General features: G+C 72.1%; 17 protein-coding genes. 12 read left to right on the top strand and 5 right to left on the bottom strand.

Going from position 1 to position 20,464, the window contains the following annotated elements; translation table 11 throughout:
- Positions 1 to 41 precede the first annotated feature (41 nt).
- The 10 genes from AB0I21_RS12710 (at position 42) to AB0I21_RS12665 (ending at position 9,657) form a co-directional block, all read left to right on the top strand.
- Positions 42 to 1,346, top strand: a complete 1,305-nt coding sequence (locus AB0I21_RS12710) for an ABC transporter substrate-binding protein (RefSeq protein ID WP_360560686.1) — start codon at positions 42 to 44, stop codon at positions 1,344 to 1,346.
- Positions 1,347 to 1,348: 2 nt separating this feature from the next.
- Positions 1,349 to 2,260 carry a sugar ABC transporter permease gene (locus tag AB0I21_RS12705; protein WP_360560684.1) on the top strand — a complete coding sequence of 304 codons (912 nt, stop codon included), beginning with the start codon at positions 1,349 to 1,351 and terminating at the stop codon, positions 2,258 to 2,260.
- Between the two features lie 40 nt (positions 2,261 to 2,300).
- Entirely contained in the window at positions 2,301 to 3,122 is an 822-nt protein-coding gene (locus AB0I21_RS12700; RefSeq protein ID WP_360560682.1) for a carbohydrate ABC transporter permease, read from the top strand.
- Positions 3,119 to 4,360, top strand: coding sequence for a 6-phospho-beta-glucosidase (locus AB0I21_RS12695; protein WP_360560680.1), 1,242 nt, complete (start codon positions 3,119 to 3,121; stop codon positions 4,358 to 4,360). The genes AB0I21_RS12700 and AB0I21_RS12695 overlap by 4 nt, the downstream gene beginning before the upstream one ends.
- Positions 4,357 to 5,337, top strand: a complete 981-nt coding sequence (locus tag AB0I21_RS12690; protein ID WP_360560678.1) for a BadF/BadG/BcrA/BcrD ATPase family protein — start codon at positions 4,357 to 4,359, stop codon at positions 5,335 to 5,337. Before AB0I21_RS12695 ends, AB0I21_RS12690 begins: the two co-directional genes overlap by 4 nt.
- A 69-nt stretch (positions 5,338 to 5,406) precedes the next feature.
- The gene (locus tag AB0I21_RS12685) at positions 5,407 to 5,730 is read left to right on the top strand and encodes a hypothetical protein (RefSeq protein ID WP_360560676.1); all 324 of its coding nucleotides are present in this window, start codon (positions 5,407 to 5,409) and stop codon (positions 5,728 to 5,730) included.
- 105 nt (positions 5,731 to 5,835) lie between these two features.
- Positions 5,836 to 6,378: a TetR/AcrR family transcriptional regulator gene (locus AB0I21_RS12680; protein WP_360560675.1), complete on the top strand. Its 543-nt coding sequence runs from the start codon at positions 5,836 to 5,838 to the stop codon at positions 6,376 to 6,378.
- Between the two features lie 20 nt (positions 6,379 to 6,398).
- Positions 6,399 to 8,567: an MMPL family transporter gene (locus AB0I21_RS12675; RefSeq protein WP_360560673.1), complete on the top strand. Its 2,169-nt coding sequence runs from the start codon at positions 6,399 to 6,401 to the stop codon at positions 8,565 to 8,567.
- A gap of 47 nt (positions 8,568 to 8,614) precedes the next feature.
- Complete coding sequence (locus AB0I21_RS12670) at positions 8,615 to 9,091, top strand: GNAT family N-acetyltransferase (RefSeq protein WP_360560671.1); 477 nt, start codon at positions 8,615 to 8,617, stop codon at positions 9,089 to 9,091.
- Entirely contained in the window at positions 9,088 to 9,657 is a 570-nt protein-coding gene (locus AB0I21_RS12665; RefSeq protein WP_360560670.1) for a hypothetical protein, read from the top strand. The genes AB0I21_RS12670 and AB0I21_RS12665 overlap by 4 nt, the downstream gene beginning before the upstream one ends.
- Here AB0I21_RS12665 and AB0I21_RS12660 read toward each other — a convergent pair.
- Positions 9,623 to 10,477 (bottom strand): NAD(P)H-binding protein, encoded by an 855-nt coding sequence (locus tag AB0I21_RS12660; protein ID WP_360560668.1) that lies wholly within the window; start codon positions 10,475 to 10,477, stop codon positions 9,623 to 9,625. The two genes, AB0I21_RS12665 and AB0I21_RS12660, sit on opposite strands and share 35 nt — an antisense overlap.
- 248 nt (positions 10,478 to 10,725) lie before the next feature.
- Positions 10,726 to 11,304 carry a hypothetical protein gene (locus tag AB0I21_RS12655; protein WP_360560666.1) on the bottom strand — a complete coding sequence of 193 codons (579 nt, stop codon included), beginning with the start codon at positions 11,302 to 11,304 and terminating at the stop codon, positions 10,726 to 10,728.
- Between the two features lie 99 nt (positions 11,305 to 11,403).
- Between AB0I21_RS12655 and AB0I21_RS12650 the strand changes: the two genes are divergently transcribed.
- A complete protein-coding gene (locus AB0I21_RS12650) occupies positions 11,404 to 12,375 on the top strand; it encodes a hypothetical protein (protein ID WP_360560664.1) in 972 nt (323 codons plus the stop codon).
- Positions 12,376 to 12,436: 61 nt separating this feature from the next.
- Here the strand turns inward: AB0I21_RS12650 and AB0I21_RS12645 are convergent, their stop codons facing one another.
- The 3 genes from AB0I21_RS12645 to AB0I21_RS12635 form a co-directional block, all read right to left on the bottom strand.
- Complete coding sequence (locus AB0I21_RS12645; RefSeq protein ID WP_360560662.1) at positions 12,437 to 14,485, bottom strand: prolyl oligopeptidase family serine peptidase; 2,049 nt, start codon at positions 14,483 to 14,485, stop codon at positions 12,437 to 12,439.
- 4 nt (positions 14,486 to 14,489) lie between these two features.
- Positions 14,490 to 16,760 (bottom strand): EAL domain-containing protein, encoded by a 2,271-nt coding sequence (locus tag AB0I21_RS12640; RefSeq protein WP_360560660.1) that lies wholly within the window; start codon positions 16,758 to 16,760, stop codon positions 14,490 to 14,492.
- A 106-nt stretch (positions 16,761 to 16,866) separates the two neighbouring features.
- Complete coding sequence (locus AB0I21_RS12635; RefSeq protein WP_360560658.1) at positions 16,867 to 18,225, bottom strand: NAD(P)/FAD-dependent oxidoreductase; 1,359 nt, start codon at positions 18,223 to 18,225, stop codon at positions 16,867 to 16,869.
- 215 nt (positions 18,226 to 18,440) lie between these two features.
- On the opposite strand from AB0I21_RS12635, the gene AB0I21_RS12630 reads away from it, so the two are divergent.
- Entirely contained in the window at positions 18,441 to 20,375 is a 1,935-nt protein-coding gene (locus tag AB0I21_RS12630) for a S8 family serine peptidase (protein ID WP_360560656.1), read from the top strand.
- Positions 20,376 to 20,464: the final 89 nt, after the last annotated feature.

The following is a 20,464-nucleotide window of genomic DNA, read 5'->3' as shown; positions in this document are numbered from 1 at the left end:
TGACCGGCTGCTTCCGCACGCCCACCCCCAGGAGGAATCCCGTGCGTCGCATCGTCTCTCTGCTCGCTGCCGTGGCGCTGCTCGCCACCGCCTGCACCCCAGGACCGAAGGACAAACCGATCGCCGACCCCGGCGCCGACGTCTCCGGCACCGTGGAGTTCTGGCACTTCTTCACCGACCGCGAGGCCGCCGCCATCGACGGCGTCGTCGCCGACTTCCAGGCGTCCCACCCGAAGATCAAGGTCGTGGTCAAGTCCGGGCAGGACGACTCGAAGATGACCCAGGCCATCGGCGGCGGGCAGGGTCCCGACGTCGGCCTGTCCTACTCCACCGACATCGTCGGGCAGTTCTGCTCCAGCGGCGCCTGGCTGGACCTCGGCCAGTACATCGCCCGCGACAAGGTGTCCCTCGACGGCTTCCCGCAGACCGTCAAGGAGTACACGCAGTACAAGGGCAAACGCTGCGCCATGCCGGTCCTCGCCGACGCGTACGGCCTGTACTACAACAAGAAGCTCTTCACCGAGGCCGGGATCGCCGGCCCGCCGAAGACCCTCGAGGAGTTCGCCGACGCGGCGAAGAAGCTCACCAAGCGCTCCGCCGACGGCACCATCCAGGTCGCCGGGTTCCTGCCGCTGTGGGGCTTCTACGAGAACGCCCCGTCGCACCTCGGGCCGATGGTCGGCGGGCAGTGGCTCAAGGGCGACGGCAGCTCCGCGATCGGCGGCGACCCCGCCTGGCAGACGCTGCTGAAGTGGCAGAAGGACCTCGTCGACTGGTTCGGCTACGACAAGCTCGAGGCCTTCCGCGCCTCCCTCGGCGACGAGTACTCCGACGCGAACGCCTTCCAGAAGGGCCAGGTCGCGATGAACTTCGACGGCGAGTACCGCATCGCGTTCGCCAAGGACCAGGCGCCCGACCTCCAGTTCGGGGTCGCGCCGATGCCGACGTCCAGCCCCGACCGCTATGGCGCCGGCTACGTCACCGGCAACGTCATCGGCATCTCCCGCACCGCGAAGAACCCCGAGGCGGCGTGGGAGTTCATCAAGTACCTGACCACCGACACCAAGACGATCGTCAAGCTCGCCAACAGCCTCAAGAACATCCCGTCCACCAAGGAGGCGCTCGCCTCGCCGGACCTGCACCTGGACGCGGAGTTCAAGACGTTCGTCGACATCTTCAACCACCCGAAGACCAGCACCACCCCGCCGTCGTCGGCCGGCCCCGCCTACCAGGAGACGTTTCAGACCTTCTGCGACACCTGGCAGAGCGGCGGCGCCGCCGACCTCGGCAAGGGGCTGTCCGACGTGGACAAGCAGGTCGACTCGCTGCTGAAGCTCGGCGGCTGACCGTGCCCTACAAGCTCCGCCACGCGCTGACCGTCGCCTCGTTCATGGCGCCGGCGACGGTCGGCATCGTGGTCTTCTTCCTCTACCCGCTGCTGAGTGCCGTCTACTTCTCGTTCACGAAGTTCGACCTGCTCAGCACGCCGGAATGGGTCGGGCTGCGCAACTACCGGCACCTGTTCGACGACCCGTTCCTGACCCGCGCCGCGCAGAACACGCTGTGGCTGTGCGCGATCCTGGTGCCCGCCCGGATGCTCGGCGGGCTCGCCACCGCGATGCTGCTCACCACCGTCAGGCGCGGCGCCGGGATCGTGCGCACCATCTTCTACCTGCCGGCGCTCGCCCCGCCGGTCGCGGCCACCCTCGCGTTCGTCTACCTGCTCAAACCCGGCGTCGGCCCGGTCAACACCGCCCTGGCGCACGTCGGGATCGACGGACCGCTGTGGTTCAACTCCCCCGAGTGGTCCAAGCCGTCGCTGGTGCTGCTCGGCCTGTGGGGCGTCGGCGACGTCATGGTCCTGTACCTGGCGGCGCTGCTGGACGTGCCGCAGGCGCAGCTGGAGGCGGCGCAGATCGACGGCGCGAGCGCGTGGCAGCGCTTCCGGCACGTGACGCTGCCCAACATCTCCCCCGTCGTCGTGTTCACCGCCGTCATCGGTGTCATCACCACCCTGCAGTACTTCGCGCAGGCCGCCGTCGCCGCGTCCGCCGCCAGCGGGCAGGCCACCACCGGCGCCGGGATCTCCTCCACGTTCGGCTTCCCGGAGGGGTCCACGTTCACGTACCCGCTGTGGCTGTACGTCGTCGGCTTCCGCTACGGCGCCCTCGGCTACGCCAACGCGATGGCCGTCGTGCTGTTCCTCGTCGCGTTCGCCGTCTCGCTGCTGATCCTGCGCCGATCCCTGAAGGCCACATGAACCGCCCGCTGCCGACCCTGCGCCGATCCCTGAAGGTGACATGAACCGCTGGTTGTTGTGGACGGCCAGGCACAGCATCACGATCGCGCTGTGCGTCATGTTCGTCGCGCCCGTGCTCTTCCTGCTGCTGACCTCGCTGATGACCGACTCCCAGGCCCTCACCGCCGACTACTGGCCTCGGGAGTGGCGCTTCGCCAACTACGCCGACGTGTTCGCAAAGACCCCGCTGCCGCGGTACCTGCTGAACACCGTCATCTACTCGGTGGCCGCGACCACGTTCATGCTGCTGGCCAGCGTCCCGGCCGCGTACGCCCTGGCGAAGCTGCGCTGGCGGGGGCAGGGAGCGTTTCTCGTCGTCATCGTGTGCATGATGATGATCCCGCCGCAGGTGACGACCGTGCCGCTATACCTCATGTGGGCCAACTGGAACCTGACGGGCACGCTGTGGCCGCTGGTGCTGCCGATGCTGCTCGGCGACGCGTTCTCCATCTTCCTGCTGCGGCAGTTCCTGCTCACCATCCCCGGCGACTACCTCGACGCCGCCCGGGTCGACGGGTGCGGCGAGTGGCGGACCCTGCTGCGGATCGTGCTGCCGATGGCACGGCCCGGGATCGCCGCCGCCGCGCTCTTCCAGTTCTTCTACGCCTGGAACGACTACTACGGCCCGCTGCTCTACACGAGCGAGAACGAACACAACTGGACGCTGTCGCTGGGCCTGGCGTCCTTCAAGACCCTGCATCATGTGCAGTGGAACCTCGTCAGCGCCGCGACCATCCTCACGATGGTGCCGGTCGTGGTGCTGTTCTTCTTCGCCCAACGCGCGTTCGTGCAGGGTGTCACGCTGACAGGAGTCAAAGGTTGAAAATCGCCGTCGTCGGGGGTGGCTCCACGTACACCCCGGAGCTCATCGACGGGTTCGCGCGGCTGGCGCCGTTCGCCTCGGAGATCGTCCTGCTGGACCCGCACGCGGAGCGCCTCGAGGTCGTGGGCGCGTTCGCCCGGCGGCTCATGACCGCCCACGGGCACCCGGGGACGCTGCGGTGGACGTCCGACGTCGACGACGCCCTCGCCGGCGCGGCGACCGTGGTCATCCAGCTGCGGGTAGGCGGGCAGGCGGCCCGGATCAGCGACGAGACGTTCCCGCTCGCCTGCGACTGCGTCGGGCAGGAGACGACCGGCGCCGGCGGCCTCGCGAAGGCGCTGCGCACCGTGCCGGTCGTGCTGGACATCGCCCGGCGGGCCGACCCGGGCGCGTGGATCGTCAACTTCACCAACCCGGTCGGGATCGTGACGCGGGCGCTGCTCGACCACGGGTTCAAGGCCGCCGGGCTGTGCAACGTGGCGATCGGCTTCCAGCGCCGCTTCGCCGCGCAGCTCGGCGTCGACCCCTCCTCGGTGGTCCTGGACCACGTCGGGCTCAACCACCTCACGTGGGAGCGGGCGGCGTACGTCGACGGCGTCGACCGCCTGCCGGAGCTGCTTTCACAGCATATGTCGGACATTTCATCTGATGTCCAGATCCCGGTGGATGTGGTGTCCGCGCTCGGCAACGTGCCGTCGTACTACCTGCGGTACTTCTACTGCCACGACGAAGTGGTCGCGGAGGAGCGCGGACGGCCGACCCGCGGCGCGAAGGTCGCCGAGATCGAGTCGGAGCTGTTGCGCATGTACGCCGACCCGGCGCTGACGCAGAAGCCGGAGCTGCTCGGGCAGCGCGGCGGCGCGTTCTACTCCGAGGCGGCCGTCGGGCTCATCGCCTCCCTGCAGCACGACGACGGCGGCATCCACGCCGTCAACGTCCGCAACGGCGGCACCATGCCGTTCCTGCCCGACGACGCCGTCATCGAGGTCACCTGCCGGGTCGGCGCCGCCGGAGCCACCCCGCTGCCGGCCCCGCCGCTCGCCCCGCACCTGCGCGGCCTGGTCTCGGCGGTCAGCGCCTACGAGGAGCTCGCCGTCGACGCCGCGGTGCACGGCGGGCGGGACCGCGTCTACCAGGCGCTGCTCGCCCACCCCCTCGTCGGCCAGCACGAGCAGGCGACCAGGCTCACCGACGACCTGCTCGCCGCCAACCGCGAACACCTCGCGTGGCTGTCGTGACCGCACAACTGTTCGCCGCGGCCGACGGCGGCAACTCCAAGACCGACGTCGTCCTCGGCGACTCCGACGGCCGGATCCTCGCCCGCGTCTCCGGTCCGACCTCGTCGCCGCACAACATCGGGCTGCCCGCCTGCCTGAAGCTGCTCGGCGACCTGGTCGGCCAGGCGCGGGCCGCCGCGGCCGTGCCCGCGGACCTGCGGCTCAGCCGGCTGCAGGTGTACCTCGCCGGCGCCGACCTGCCCATCGAGGTCGAGCGGCTCAACGAGGGCGTCGCCGCCCTGGGGCTCGCCGACGCGGTCACCGTCGACAACGACCTGTTCGCCCTGCTGCGCGCCGGCACCGCGGCCGCCGACGCGGTCGGAGTCGTCTGCGGTGCCGGCATCAACGCCGTGGGCCGCGCCCGCGACGGGCGGACGTCGCGCTTCCCGGCGCTCGGGCAGCTGTCCGGCGACTGGGGCGGCGGGCAGCACCTCGCCGCGCTCGCCCTCTACCACGCGGTGCGCGGCGAGGACGGCCGCGGACCCGCCACCGCGCTCACCGGCGCGGTCACCGCCGCGTACGGGCTGCCGACCGCGGAGGACGTCAGCGTCGCCCTGCACCTCGGCGACCTGCCGGCGGCGCGGCTGGACGAGCTGAGCGAGGTGCTGTTCGCCGTGGCCGCCGACGGAGACGCGGTCGCCGGCCGGGTCGTGACGCGGCTCGCCGCGGAGATCGAGGCCCTGGTGAAGGTCGCCGCCGGCCGGCTGTCGCTGCTGGACACCGCGTACACCGTCGTGCTCGGCGGCGGCGTGCTGACCGCGCGCCACCCGCAGCTGCACGGCGACATCCTGGCGCGGATCGCCGCGCTGTCGCCGCGCGCGACGGTGACGGTGCTGTCCTCCCTGCCGGTCGCGGGCGCGGCACTGCTCGCCCTGGACGACCTGCACGGCGGCCACGTCCCCGCAACCGTGGAGGCCGCCGTCCGGCAGGGCCTCTGACCGTTCAGGGTCTGCCACTATCGTGTCCCGCGAAACGGGGGAACGAACATGCGGGCCTGGACAAGGATCGTGACACTGGTACTGATCGCGGGCGCGGTCGTGGCGGTGGCATGGGTGCTGAGCGCCCCGTCCACGACCCGGACCCCGATCGGTGGTGCCGTGCCCGACGAGCACGGCCTGCGGGTGAGCCTGACGTTCTCCAGCTGCGAGGCACTGGACCGCATCGACGTCGCCGAGGACTCCCGGCAGGTCCGGCTGACCGCGTACCTGCGCGGCCGGGGCAGCTGCGGGCAGGACCCGTTGACCACGCAGACGGTGCCGGTGCCGCTGAAGACGCCGCTGCGGGACCGCGAGGTCGTGGACGGCGCGACCGGCCGGCGCCTAACCCTGTAGCCGGGGATCGCCCCGCCGATGGGGATGTGAGGTCAGGCACAAAACTGGCCGATCGGTCAGGTTCTGACCGATCGGTCAGTCATGCTGACCGTCGGAGGTGACCCCATGGCCCGCAGCAAGACCCGCGACGAGATCCTGGCAGCTGCCACGCGCCAGTTCGCCGAGTCCGGCTACAAGGGCACGTCACTGCAGGACATCGCGGCCGAGGTCGGCTGCTCCAAGGCCACGCTGCTGTACCACTTCGACGGCAAGGACGCGATCCTCACCGAGCTGTGCGCGCCCGCCATCGCCGAGCTCGGCGACCTGGACGCTCGGGTCGCCGCCGCGACCACGCCCGCCCTGGCCCGCGAGATCGCGATCGAGGGCTTCGTCGACCTCGCGATGCGCTACCGCAAGGAGATCCAGGTCATCTACGGCGACCTGCCGGCCCTGCTGCAACAGCCCGCGCTGCGACCCGTACACGAGCTGACGGAACAGCTCGTCGCCACCCTCGCCGGCGGGTCCGCCGCGCCCACCGCCCTGCTCGCCGCGAAGTTCGTGCTCGCCGGGCTGCCGGCGGTGGTCTTCGCGTGCACCGAGTACGACGACGCGACCCTGCGGGCGGCGCTCATCGCCACCGCCGCGCGGGTGCTGGAACCCCTCACCTAACCGACAGGAAGACGACCGACATGGCAACCGTGCTCTACCGGCTGGGGCGGGCATCGTTCCGGCACCGCTGGCTCGTGCTGATCATCTGGGTGGTGATCCTCGGCGGGCTCGGTGGTGCGGCGGCCGCGTTCCGCGGCGCCACCTCGAGCGACTTCACCATGCCGGGCACCGAGTCGCAGCGGGCGATCGACGCGCTGAAGTCGCAGTTCCCGGAGGCCAGCGGCGCGACCGGCACGATCGTGATCGCCGCGCCGAAGGGGCAGAACCTGCAGGCGTCCAAGGACGCGGTGCAGGGGCTCGTCGCCGAGGCGTCGAAGCTGCCCGGCGTCATCGGCGCGCTCGACCCGTTCCAGACCGGCGCCGTGTCGCCGCAGGGCGACTACGCGCTCGTCACCGTCCAGTTCGCCGAGCGGGCCGACAAGGTCACCGACGAGCAGCGCACCGCGTACGAGGCGAGCGGCGCCGCGGCGCAGCAGGCCGGGCTGCGGGTCGAGCACGGCGGCGAGGTCATGAACAGCGAGCCGGAGGTCGGCGGCACCGAGGGCATCGGCGTCGTCATCGCCCTCGTCGTGCTCGTCGTGACGTTCGGCGCGCTGGTCGCCGCCGGCATGACGATGCTCAACGCGCTCATCGGCGTCGGCGCCGGCATGGCCGGACTGTACGCGCTCAGCGGCGCCATCCAGCTCACCAGCACCGCGCCGGTCCTCGCCCTGATGCTGGGCCTGGCGGTCGGCATCGACTACTCACTGTTCATCACCTCCCGGCACCGGCAGCACCTCGTCGAGGGCATCGCGCCCGAGGAGGCAGCCGGGCGCGCCGTCGGCACCGCCGGCTCCGCGGTCGTGTTCGCCGGCGCCACCGTCGTCATCGCCCTCGCGGGCCTCGCCGTGGTCAACATCCCGTTCCTGACCGTCATGGGCCTGGCCGCGGCCGGTACCGTCGCCGTCGCGGTGCTCGTCGCCATCACCCTGCAGCCGGCGCTGCTCGGCTTCGCCGGCAACCGCATCCTGCCGCGGCGGCTGCGCAAGGCCGGACCGGACCTCGCCGACCACACCGACGCCCTCGGGTTCCGGTGGGCGCGGACGATCACCCGCTTCCGCATCCCCGTGCTCATCATCGGCGTCCTCGGGCTCGGCGCCCTGGCGATCCCGTCGGCGGACATGCGCATCGCGCTGCCCGGCGCCAGCGCCGGCCCCACCGACTCCCCCGCCCGCAAGGCCGCCGACCTCATCGAGGAGGGCTTCGGCCCCGGGTTCAACGGCCGCCTCGCGCTGGTCGTGTCGACCGGCTCCGCCGACACCACGAAGGCGAAGGCGCAGGAGGCGCTCGGCGTCCTGCAGGGCACCCCGAACCTCCTCGCCGCGACCCCGCCCAACTTCAGCCGCGACGGCAAGACCGCGCTCCTCGCCGTCATCCCGAAGACCGGCCCCACCGACGAGGCGACCGAGACCCTCGTCCACGACGTCCGGGCCCGCGTCAAGCAGGTCCAGGGCGCCGACATCGCCCTGACCGGCCAGACCGCCGTCGGCATCGACGTGTCGGAGAAGCTGTCCGACGCGATGCCGCGCTACCTGTCGCTGGTCGTCGGTCTGTCCGTGCTGCTGCTGATGCTCGTGTTCCGGTCGATCCTCGTGCCGCTGAAGGCCGCCGCCGGGTTCCTGCTCACCGTCGGCGCCACGTTCGGCGTCACCGTCCTGGTCTTCCAGAAGGGGCACCTGGCCTCGCTCGTCGGCCTCGACACGCCCGGCCCGCTGGTCAGCTTCCTGCCGATCCTGCTCATCGGCATCCTGTTCGGCCTCGCCATGGACTACGAGGTGTTCCTCGTGTCCCGGATGCGGGAGGACTACGTGCACGGCGCCGGCCCGCAGGAGGCGACGATCAGCGGCATGGGCCACGGCGCCCGGGTCGTCACCGCGGCGGCGCTCATCATGACGTCGGTCTTCGCCGGCTTCATCCTGCTCGACGACCCCGTCATCAAGTCGATGGGCTTCGCCCTCGCGATCGGCGTCGCCATCGACGCGTTCGTGGTGCGCATGACCATCGTCCCGGCGGTCGTGTCGCTGCTCGGCCGGGCCGCGTGGTGGCTGCCGGGCTGGCTGTCGAAGATCCTGCCGAACGTCGACATCGAGGGCGAGAAGCTCCGCGAGCACCTCGCCGCCACCCCGGACCCGGAGCCCGTCCGCGTCTGAACCCTTAACCGGTCGCGGTGGCACGGCGGCCTCGGCAGACTGGCCCGATGCGCGTAAGCATCGAGCTCGACGACCGGGGCCGCTACCTCGACGACGCGGCGCGGGTGTGGGCCGAAGGCACCGCCGCCCGCGACGGCACCGAGGTCGCGCCGCTGGAGGTGGCCAGGGTGCCGTTGCGGACGGTGCTGTCGAGCTCGCCCAGGACGATGCTGGTCGTCGCCCTGGGCGAGCGCGTCGTCGGCTTCTCCCTCATCGCGCCGCACACCGAGCGAACCGCCGCCGTCCGCTACCTCGGCGTGCGCCCCGACGGCTGGGGCGCGGGCGTCGGCCGGCAGCTCATGACGGCGCTGCCACCCCTGCTCGCCGCAGCCGGGTTCGCCGATGCCGAGCTTGACGTCTACGTCGACAACCCGCGGGCGGTCCGGCTGTACGAGAACCTCGGCTGGCAACCCCTCGGCGACCCCGCCCCGCATCCGCGCAACGGGCGCGTCGAGCAGCGGTACCGCCTCGACCTGCCCTCGTGACCCACGGCCCCGCACGGCTGCGCGCCGTCGTCCACCACGCTCCTTCCTGCCGGGTGCTGCGGCCCCGCCCGCCCGTGCCGCTCACGGTCCGCTCCCCGCTCGCCCGGCACGGCGAAGGGCTGCTCGCCGGGTCGCGGGCCGCGCTCGTCCTGTTCGGCGCGTGGTGCCGGGTCGCCGCGGTCAGCCCGCACAGCGTCGTGCACCTGCCGCTTGAAGGGCTCGACCTGGTCCTCGCCCGCGCGGACACCGGCCTGCGCCCGTCAGCGTGGAAGGGGATGCGGATGGCGCTCTCCCCCGGCCGGCCCGCAACCCTCCGCTCCCCGGCGCCGCGCCCCTCGCCCGGCGACGACGCCGCCCTCTCTGTGACCGAGAGCGCGGCGACGCTGTTCCTGCTCAGCCCGCCGCGCGCCCTGTTCCAGCTCGGCGACGCCATCACCGACGCCACCGCCGAGGTGCCCCTCCTCCGCGACGTCCGGCGGCACGGCGAGGCCCTCCTGCTCGGCCTCGCCGACCTCGACATGGACGTGCTGGTCAGGGACGAGCGGTACCGCCGCCGCCTCCGCTGAACGCCTCGGTGTGCTCCTCCAGCCAGTCCCGCAGGGTCAACGCCGGCCGCCCGACCACCCGCGGCACCGTGTCGGTCACCGTGTGGTCCCACGCCCCCGACTGCCGTTTGAGCTCCAGCAGCGCCTCCAGCCGGGGCCCACCCCAGCCGCGGCGCTCGAACATGTTCCGGGTCTCCGCCACGGTACGCACGGCGAGCCGCACCGGTTCGCCGATCACCTCGCCGACGATCGCCGCCTGCGTTTCGGGTGACAGCGCCTCGGGTCCGGTGATCGTGTACTCCCGCCCGGCGTGCCCGGGCCGGGTCAGGACGGTCGCGGCGACGGCGGCCACGTCGAGCGGGTGCACCATCGCCGACACCGGGTCGGTCTCGGTCACCGTCATGGTGCGCTCACGGGCGATCCCGTCCGCGTACTGCTCCAGGTACGTCATGAACGTCCCCGGCCGCAGCACCGTCCACGGGATGCCCGACCCGCGGATGACGTCCTCCCCGGCGCGGTGCCCCGCTGAGATCGCGTCGGTGGCCCCGAACACGACGGCGCTGGTGGACAGCTTGACGAGGTGCCGCACCCCGGCGTCCCGCGCGGCGGCCACGAGCGCCAGCTCCTGCGCGGGCCCCCGATCGTCGTAGCCGGGGACGAGCACGAACACCGCGCCCACCCCGTCGAGCACCGCGGGCAGCGTCTCGGGCCGGTCGAGGTCGCCGTAGACCTCCCCGGGCCGCGCCGGCCGCCGGGTCATGGCCCGCACGGCATGCCGCCGCCCGAGCAGGGGAACAAGCTCAGAACCGATGGTGCCCGTGGCACCGGTGACGAGAATCATGATTGTTTCCAAGGGTGATCGCGGCGCACTCCGGCGCCGGGCACGAACGAACAAGGGAGCGGCCGCCGCCACCCGCGCAGGGTGCGGCGAGGTACAGACCCCGACCCTCGGTCAGCTCCCCGACCAGGGCCCCGTCTCCGTCGTGTCGTGCTCCCGCGACCACGTCCTCTCCGATCAGCGCCCCACCGTACCGGCGCCCCACCCTTCACTCGAACCGAATTTCCGGCCCGCCCTGCTCGGCAGCGCGTTCATGCCTCCGGCTGTGCCTGCGGCGTCGGGACCGGCTCCGCTCGCGGTGCGCGGGGACGTGGGACGAACCTCCCGGTCATCGAGGTCCCCGCCAGGTAGGTGCTGTAGCACGCGAGCAGCACCCCGACGACCCACGCCACGACGTAACCGGGTGCCGCCCCCGGGCCCTCGTCGATAAGCGACTTCAGGCCCAGGACCAACGCCAGGATGGGCACCCCGCCGAACAGCAGCAGGTTGGGGTGCAGCGCCCGGGGAAACGGGAACGGGTACGGAACCTGCTGCCGGTGCCTCTCCCAACCGAGCCCCTCGATCGCGGGCTCCAGCGCGTCACGGACGTACTCGACGATCGTGGCGATCGCCGTGGCCTGCGCGACGGACGCGATGCACAGCAAGCAACTGCTGAACGGAACGATCAGCAGCCACGGCGCCCACGACACGTGCCAGAACGCGATGGCGAACAAGGCGCCGGCGGTCAGCACCTGCACGACGAAGATCTGCTGCTGAGCGACCGCTCGACGGTCGATCTCCCGTCGCAGCGCAGCGAACTCGGCCAATGGGCCGTCAATGCGGTCCGGCATGGCCAAAGAGTAGGTCAGCTGTCAATGTTCCGCGGCCCTCGGCCGGCTCCCACGCGGACCCTGTCGATCATCAACCGCCCGGACCGGTACGGTGCACCGGTGGGAAGCTGCGTCAACTACGTCCTGGTCCGCGACGGTGAGTACACCGTGTATTCGCAGGGCGGCGGTGCGGGCCATGGGATCGACTACATCTTCGCGGCCGGTCCGGACGTGGTCCTGCGCTTCCTGGACAACCTGGGTGACTCCGCGGGCCGGAAATGGTTCGACGACCTCTTTTGCGAGGGCGGTGTTCTGGTCGATGTCGACCGCCGGGTCCTGCTGCTGTTCAACACCGTGTACAACCCGGTGGTGTACCGGGCGGCGATGCTGGAGGCGTACGCGGCGACGTGGCCGGGCTGGGAGATCCGGTGGGCCTACGACGGCATCGCGGACCTGATGGTCTACGTCGGGGCCGACCCGGCGAGCGCGCGCTACGACCGACAGCCGAAGCGGACCGAGCGCAACGAGTTCGGACCGGATGACCGGGTGGCGGCCGTCGTCACCGTCCGGGGCGCCGACGGCCGGGTGCGCCTGTACGGACTGAACCCTGACATGGCGTGGCGGCGTTGGTTCATGGGGCCTGACCTGGTCGAGTGGGTCTGCGCCGGGCCGGAGCTGCCCGAGTCCGCCGAGGACATGCCGACCGCCGGCCTCGATCTCGATCCGGCCGCGCGGTGGGCCGGGCTGTGGACCGTGGAGCCGCTGCATGGGTTGCGCCAGCGGTGGGCGGAGCTGTGGCCGGGGTGGACGCTCGAGTTCTGGGGCGATGACATGGCCCGTCAGGCGGTCCATGACCCGGACCGGCTCTACGACTCGATCAGGCCGAGCTCCATTGTCCGGCACCGCGCAGAGCTCGCCAAACGGCTGCGGACCCACTGGTCCGTCCGCTCGACGATCCTGGCGAGGGGGACGAGCGAGGAGGAGCTGCAGAGCTGGTACGACTCGAACTTCGGATTGATCCGCAACTACCTGGACGCCGACGTCAGCGCGCAGGAGCTCGAGGATCTCGCGGCGCTGCTGCGGGGCACGTGAAACTGAGCCGCACGGACGGGGTCGCCTCCGCGAGGCGGCCCCGTCCGGGTGCGCGGCGGGACTACGGGGCCAGGGTCCGCCAGAGGAACTCGAAGGCGAGGGCCCACTTGAAGGCCATCTGCGCGTTGTCGGCGGCGCCGCCGTGGCCGCCCTCGATGTTCTCGTAGTAGTGGACGTCGTGGGCGTGGTCGGTGAGGCGGGCGACCATCTTCCGGGCGTGGCCGGGGTGGACGCGGTCGTCGCGGGTGGAGGTGGTGATCAGGGTCGGCGGATAGGGGACGCCCTGGCGGACGTTCTGGTAGGGCGAGAACAGCCGCAGGTACTCCCAGTCCGACGCGTCGTCGGGGTCGCCGTACTCGGCCATCCATGAGGCGCCCGCCAGCAGCAGATGGTAGCGGCGCATGTCCAGCAGCGGGACCGCGCACACGATCGCGCCGAACAGGTCGGGGTAGCGGGTCAGCATGACGCCCATGAGGAGGCCGCCGTTGGAGCCACCCTCGATGCCGAGCTGGGCGCGGGTCGTGATGCCGCGCTCGACGAGGTCGGCGGCGACGGCGGAGAAGTCCTCGTAGGCGCGCGGGCGCTTCTCGCGCAGGGCGGAGCGGTGCCACTGGGGGCCGTACTCGCCGCCGCCGCGGATGTTGGCCACCACGTACGTGCCACCGCGGGCGAGCCAGCCGCGGCCGATGATCGCGCTGTACGAGGGGACCCGGGACACCTCGAAGCCGCCGTAGCCGCTCATCAGCGTCGGGCCGGGGCCGCCTGTGCCGCCGCGAGCCGGGTCGCCGACGACGAAGTACGGGATCTGGGTGCCGTCGGCGGACGTGGCGAAGAACTGCCGCGTGGTGATCCGGTCGGCGGGGAAGTACGACGGGCCCTGCTTGAGGACGGTCGGCGGGTCGCCGCCGAGGACGCCGTGGCGCAGGGTCGGCGGCAGCGCGAAGCCGCTGGACAGCAGCAGGTACTGCTCGTCGGCGTCGGCGTTGGTGTCCCACACGTCGGTCTGGCCGAGCTCGGCGCCGCCGAGGACGGTGCGCTGCCACGCGCCGTCGACATACCGGACGGCCTCGAGGCGGCTCTGCACGTCGGAGAGCAGCACCAGGATGAGCCCGTCGCGGGTCCAGTCGCTGTACGACAGCGAGGTGTGCGGGTCGGGCGTGAAGAGGGTCGTGAGGTCCCGGTCGCCGGCGAGGAACGCGGCGAGGTCGACGATGAGCAGCGACCCGGCCGGGTGGGTGACGCCGCCGACCTCCCAGTCGGTGCGGACCCGGATGAGCAGCCAGTCGCGGTGCAGGTCGACGCCCGCGTCGTCGGGCACGTCGAGCTTGGTGAGGGTGCCGTCGACGAGCAGGTGCCGCTCGGCGTGGAAGAAGTCCAGGGAGCGGCGGATCACGGCGCGTTCGGTGGCGGCGGTCGGGTCGCTGGACGCGCGGACCGACACGTCCTCGGCGGCGCCCTCGAACACGATGGGCGCCTCCGCGACGGGCGTGCCGCGGCGCCACCGCCGCACCTGCCGCGGGTAGCCGGAGGCCGTCATCGAGTCCGGGCCGGTGTCGGTGCCGACGAAGATCTCGTCGATCGTGATCCAGCTGACGTCGCTCTTCGCCTCCGGAAGGAAGTAGCCGTCGGGCACGAACCGCAGCTGGTCCAGGTCGAACTCGCGCACGACCGCCGCGTCGGCGCCGCCGCGGGACAGGGACACCAGCGCGCGGTGGTCACCGGCGAGGGGGCCGCGGCGCAGGTACGTGACGCCCTGCCACACCCAGTTCTCGTCCTCGGCGGTGGCGAGGGCGTCGAGGTCCAGGACGGTCTCCCAGGCGGGTTCGCCGGCCCGGTAGTCCTCGAGGGTGGTGCGCCGCCACAGGCCGCGCGGGTGGTCGGCGTCCTTCCAGAGGTTGTAGACCCGTTCGCCGTGCCAGGCGATCATCGGGATCCGGTCGTCGGCGTCCAGGACGGTGCGGATCTCGTCGCGCAGCTCCGCGAAGCGCGCCCCGCCGGTCAGGGCGGCGACGGTCTCGGCGTTGCGGTCCCGGACCCAGGCCATCGCCTCGGCCCCGTCGACCTCCTCCAGCCAGAGGTGGGCGTCCTCAGCGGTGATCGTCTCGGTCATCGGTTCAGTTTGAACGAACCGCACCGGTCGTCGCCACGCGGACCGCCCACGTGGCGGCGAACGTGGCGGGGTCGACCGCCTTGCCCCACAGCCAGCCCTGCGCCAGCCGCACCCCCAGCGCGACGAGGACCTCACGCTGGGCCCGGGTCTCGACGCCCTCGGCGACGACGGCGAGGTGCAGGGCGCTGCTCATCGCCACGACCGCCCGCACGATCTCCTCGTCCTCGGCGCTGGTGCCGAGCCCGTTGACGAACGACCGGTCGATCTTCACCCCGGTGACGGGGTGGCGGCGCAGGTAGCCGAGCGCGGAGAACCCGGTGCCGAAGTCGTCGACGGAGATCCGTACACCCAGGGCCCGCAGCTCGACGAGGACCCGTTCGGTGAGGTCGCTGCCCTCGACCATCACCGACTCGGTGATCTCCAGGACCAGGTTGGCGGCGGGCACCCTCGCCTGGCGCAGGGTGGCGCCGAGCCGCTCCGCGAACGCCGGGTCGCCGAGCTGCCGCGGCGACACGTTCACCGACATCCAGAAGTCGTCGTCGACGACGCCGTCGGCGCGCCAGGCGGCGAGCTGCCGGACGGACTCGCGCAGCACCCACGCGCCGAGCGCGGAGATCAGGTTGGAGTCCTCGGCGACGGCGATGAACATGTTCGGCCCGATCCAGCCGCGGACGGGGTGCTGCCAGCGGCACAGCGCCTCGGCGCCGGCGGGCCGGTCGGTGTCCATCGCGATGATCGGCTGGTAGGCGATGCTGAGCTGCTCCTGGGCGACGGCGGCGCGCAGCGCGACCTCGATCTCGACCCGCTCGCGGACCGCGTCGCGCATCGAGGCGTCGAACACGGTCCACCGGTTTCGGCCGGCCGCCTTCGCCCGGTACATGGCGGTGTCGGCGTCCCGCATGAGCGTGTCGGCCTGGTCCGAGCCCCTGGTGGACTGCACGATCCCCATCGACGCGCCGATGACGACGTCCGCGGTGCCGCCGTCGGCGGTCACCACGACGAGCGGCCGCTCCACGCACTCCATGATCCGCCGGGCGTTGGCCATCGCCTCCGGCTCGCTGCAGCGCTGCACGACGACGAACTCGTCGCCGCCGACCCGCGCGACCGTCGCGGCCGCCGGCAGCGCCAGCCGCAGCCGGGTGCCGACGTCGACGATGAGCTGGTCCCCGGCCGGGTGCCCCCACGAGTCGTTGACCAGCTTGAACCCGTCGAGGTCGAGGTAGAACATCCACACGCCGGCGCCGCGCTCCGGCCGCTCCTCGCTCAGCAGCCGCTCGACCATGAGGGTGAGCATCCGCCGGTTGGGCAGGCCGGTGAGCGGGTCGTGGGTCGCCTGGTGCTCGAAGCTGCGCTGCGCGGCGGCGTGGCTGTGCACCGCGTCGGCCGCCCGCACCAGCAGCAGCGCGACGATCGCGGCGCCGCCGAGGCCGAGCGCCCAGCGCAGCGCCGTGGTGTCGGCGCCGAGGGTGACGGTGAGGATGAACGGCGACGCCACCGCCGGCCCGATGACCAGCATCCTCGGCAGCGACCACGCCTGGATCGGCAGCGGCGTCGCCCGGGCGAGGGCCCGCGCGGTCGGATGCAGCGCGGCGGCGCCACCGATCGTGAACGCGAGCAGGAACGGCAGATCCATCAGCGGCGGCCCGGTGACCTCGCCGTGCCGGCCGATGATCGCGAAGCCGAGGTCGCCGCAGAACATCAGCACCATCATGCCGCCGAGCAGGACGAACGCCGGCTGGCGCACGGCCGTGGTGAACGCCAGGTTGGTGACGAGCAGCACCGTGACGGTGTCCAGCAGCGGGTACAGCCCGGCGATCAGGGACACGACGAGCGGCCGGCCCGGGATCGTCGCGGCCGGCACGACGAACAGCAGCGTCGAGGTGAGCGCCGCGCCGATGCACACGATGAGCCCGTCGAGCAGCGCCCGCCGGTCCATGCCCCACCGGTTGAGGAACGTGACGAGGGCCGCGATGAAGAACCCGAACCCGCAGACGGTGAACGCGTCGCCGATCTGCGCGACCGGCGGCGGCTGCTCGACCAGCATCGACCGCAGGAGGATCCCGCTGATGAAGAACACCGCGGCGGCCGTCATCATCCGCCACGGCCGCCGGGGGCGCACGTCGTGCAGCCGGGGCCCGAGCCCCCACGCCAGGACGCACGCCACGCCGATGACCGCGGAGGCGAGGTCGGGCGCGACCCCGGCGGCGAACAGGGTGGTGCACAGCAGGCCGAGGCCGAGGAACACCAGCCAGAGCCGGTCGCGGCGAAGGCTCACCCTTGCCCCCTCCAGCCAGGTCGTGGTGCGCGTCCTATCGGCCGCCGCGACTGCCGGTTGAGGAGATCCGCGCAGGCCGCGCGGGCAGGGCTGCCGGTCGAGGAGGTCAGCGCAGGTCGCGCAGGGCGTCCTCGATGCCGCGGTGGAAGGTCGGGTAGGCGTAGATCATGTGGCGGAGGGTGTCGACCGGGACCTGGGCATGGACGGCGACCGCGAGGGCGGACAGGACCTCGCCGCCGACCGGGCCGGCGGAGGTGGCACCGACGAGGACCCCGCGGTCGGCGTCCTCGACGAGCTTGATGAAGCCCTCGTTGCCGAGCTTGTGGATCCAGCCGCGCGACGACGACGGGACCTGGCCGGTGCCGACCCTGACGCGCAGCCCGGACTCGCGGGCCTGGGCCGCGGTGAGGCCGACGGCGCCGATCTCCGGGTCGGTGAACGTGACCCGCGGCGTCGCGCGGTAGTCGGCGGGCGGGCCGTCCTGGCCGAGGATGTCGCGCACGGCGATGCCCGCCTGGTACATCGCCATGTGGGTGAACGCGCCGTGGCCGGTCACGTCGCCGACGGCCCAGACCCGGTCGGCGGCGCGCATCCGGTCGTCGACGGTGACGGCGCGGGCGGTCGGGTCGAGGCCGAGCTTGTCGACGCCCAGCCTGGACAGGTCGACCTTCCGGCCGGTCGCGACGAGGAGCTTCGCCGCGGTGACCGCGGAGCCGTCGCCGAGGGTCACCGTGAATCCGGTGTCGTCGTGGCGTACCGACGACGCCTTCGCGCCGACGTGGACGGTGACGCCGTCGCGGGTGAGCGCATCGCGGGCGAGGTCGGAGGACTCCGGCTCCTCGAGGGCGAGGAGGCGGTCGGCGGCCTCGACGACGGTGACCGTCACGCCGAAGCGCGCGAAGACCTGGGCGAGCTCGACGCCGATCGCGCCGCCGCCCAGCACGATCAGCGACTCGGGCAGCGTGGCGGCCTCGATCGCCTCGCGGTTGGTCCACAGCGGGGTGCCGGCGAGGCCGTCGATCGGCGGGATCGCCGGCTCGGTCCCGGTGCCGATCACGATGCCGCGGGTCGCGCGGAACACCCGGTCGCCGACCGTGACCTCGTCCGGACCCGTCACGGACGCCCAGCCGCGGACGAAGGTGACGCCCTTGCCGACCAGACGGTCGACGGCGACCTTGTCGTCCCACGAGTCGGTGGCCTCCTCGCGGATCCGGCGGGCGACCGGCGCCCAGTCCGCACGCACCTCTGCCGTGCCGGCGAGGCCCGGCACGCGGCGGGCCTCGGCGAGCGCGTTGCCGGCCCGGATCATCATCTTGCTCGGCACGCAGCCCCAGTACGGGCACTCGCCGCCGACGAGCCGCCCCTCGATCCCCACCACGGTCAGTCCCGCCTCGGCGAGCCGGCCGGCGACCTCCTCGCCGCCGACTCCGAGCCCGACCACGATCACGTCCACGGTTTCCGCCATGGTCCTCACCCTAGGGCGCATCACCCGCCGGAACCCTTACAAAGCCGTGTCGGGTGACCGGAGCGTGCCGTGCCGAGAGGTATGACAGCAGGTCAGAAACCCTGTCGGGCGATCGGGGCATTCTGGTGATGGGCCAGTGACTTTCGGTGTATGGCACCTCATCGTGGTGACTCGAACGCATGGAGTGAGTGCGTTCGTGCTCCATGGATGGGGAGATGCAGATGAGGAAGCCGATGACGGGCCGCCGTCGACTGCGCGCTGGCGCGTCGGGGCTGGTGGCCGTCGCGACGTCGTTGGGGCTGCTCGGGGTCGGCGGTCCCGCCGCCGCCGTGACCAGCCCGGAGCCGACCGGCGGGAGCCGGTTGGGCGGTGGCTGGTCGGCCGACGAGTGGCCGGCCGGCGCGGGCACCACGGTCAAGAGCGTGCGGTCGATCATCAAGGCCGACAGCGGCGCCGCGGCGTCGCTGACCGGTCAGGGGGTCGGCATCGCGCTGATCGACACGGGGGTCGCCCCGGTCGCCGGGCTGCCGGCGGCGCAGGTCGTCAACGGCCCGGACCTGTCGTTCGAGTCGCAGTCGGGCCAGCTGCGCTACCTGGACACGTTCGGCCACGGCACGCACATGGCCGGCATCATGGTCGGCAACGACGCGGCGTCCGGCACGATCGGCCTGGCCCCGAAGGCGAAGGTGACCTCCGTCAAGGTCGGCACCGCGACCGGCGCCAACGACGTGTCGCAGATGATCGCCGCGATCGACTGGGTCGTGCAGAACCGCAACCACGACCCGGCGAGCCCGATCCGGGTGCTCAACCTCAGCTACGGCACCAGCGGCATGTCGGCCTCGACCGTGGACCCGCTGATGTACGCCGTCGAGCAGGCCTGGCAGGCCGGCATCGTGGTCGTCGTCGCCGCCGGCAACGACGGCAACACCACCACCGCGCTCACGAACCCGGCGATGGACCCGTTCGTGCTCGCCGTCGGCGCGTCGACCACCAACAACACCATCGCGACGACCGACGACGACCTCGCCACGTACACCAACAACTCCAATGCGGCCCGCAAGCTCGACATCCTGGCGCCGGGCACGTCGATCGTCTCCCTGCGCGACCCGGGCTCCAACATCGACCAGCAGTACACGTCGGCGCGGGTCGGCGACACGGGCTTCAAGGGCAGCGGCACGTCGCAGGCCGCGGCCGTCACCGCCTCCGCCGTGGCGCTGCTGCTGCAGCAGCGGCCGTCGCTGACCCCCGACCAGGTGAAGAAGCTGCTGACGTCCACCGCGACGACGCTGACGACCGGCACCGCCGGGGCCAAGGGCCTGAAGGAGCTCAACGTCTCCGCCGCCGTCGCCGCGGCCACCCCGTCGGCCACGCAGAGCCTCGCCAAGGGCACCGGCACCGGTTCGCTGGAGACCACCCGGGGCGGCAACCACCTGTCGTTCAACAACATCGAGCTCAAGGGCGAGCAGTCGATCTTCGGCCCGTTCAACGGCACCGCGTGGGCGAACCTCTCCGCACAGAAGACGTCCTGGAACGGCGGCATGTGGATGGGGTACCGCATGGCCGGCGACACCTGGACGGGTGCGGGCGGCACGGGCGGCACCGGCCAGGTCACCGGCTACGCGGGCAAGTGCATCGACGTGCAGAACCGGCAGAGCATCAACGGCACGCCGGTCCAGCTGTACGACTGCAACAACACGCCGGCGCAGTACTGGGTCCTGGCCGCGGACGGCAGCGCGCAGGCGCTCGGCAAGTGCCTGGACGTCACGGGCGCCGGCACCGCCAACGGCACGAAGGTCCAGCTCTACGACTGCAACGGCACCCCGGCCCAGCAGTGGCGGGTCAACACCGCCCGCCAGCTGGTCAACGTCAACGCGAGCAAGTGCCTCGACGTGACCGAGTGGAACTCCGCCAACGGCACCCAGCTGCAGATCTGGGACTGCGGTGACAAGGACAACCAGCGCTGGGTCCCGCCGTCGACGTCGCGCACCTGGGCCGCGGCCTCGTGGCAGGGCTCGCCGTGGACCGGCACCGGCTCCTGGAGCGACCCGGAGTGGTCCGAGCAGTACTGGACCGGTCACTACTGGTCCGGGCACTACTGGAGCGGCCACTACTGGTCCGCCGACGACTGGGCGACGTCCAGCTGGTCGTAGCCTCCCGAAACACGAAGGGCGCCCTCACCCACGGGGGCGCCCTTCGTGCTGTCTATCCAAGTGCCACTACCCGAGTGCCACTACCCGAG

Origin of the sequence: Dactylosporangium sp. NPDC050588, from assembly GCF_040654975.1 — a bacterium.
Lineage (GTDB): Bacteria > Actinomycetota > Actinomycetes > Mycobacteriales > Micromonosporaceae > Dactylosporangium > Dactylosporangium maewongense.
This window is presented reverse-complemented; position numbering and strand designations above follow the sequence as displayed.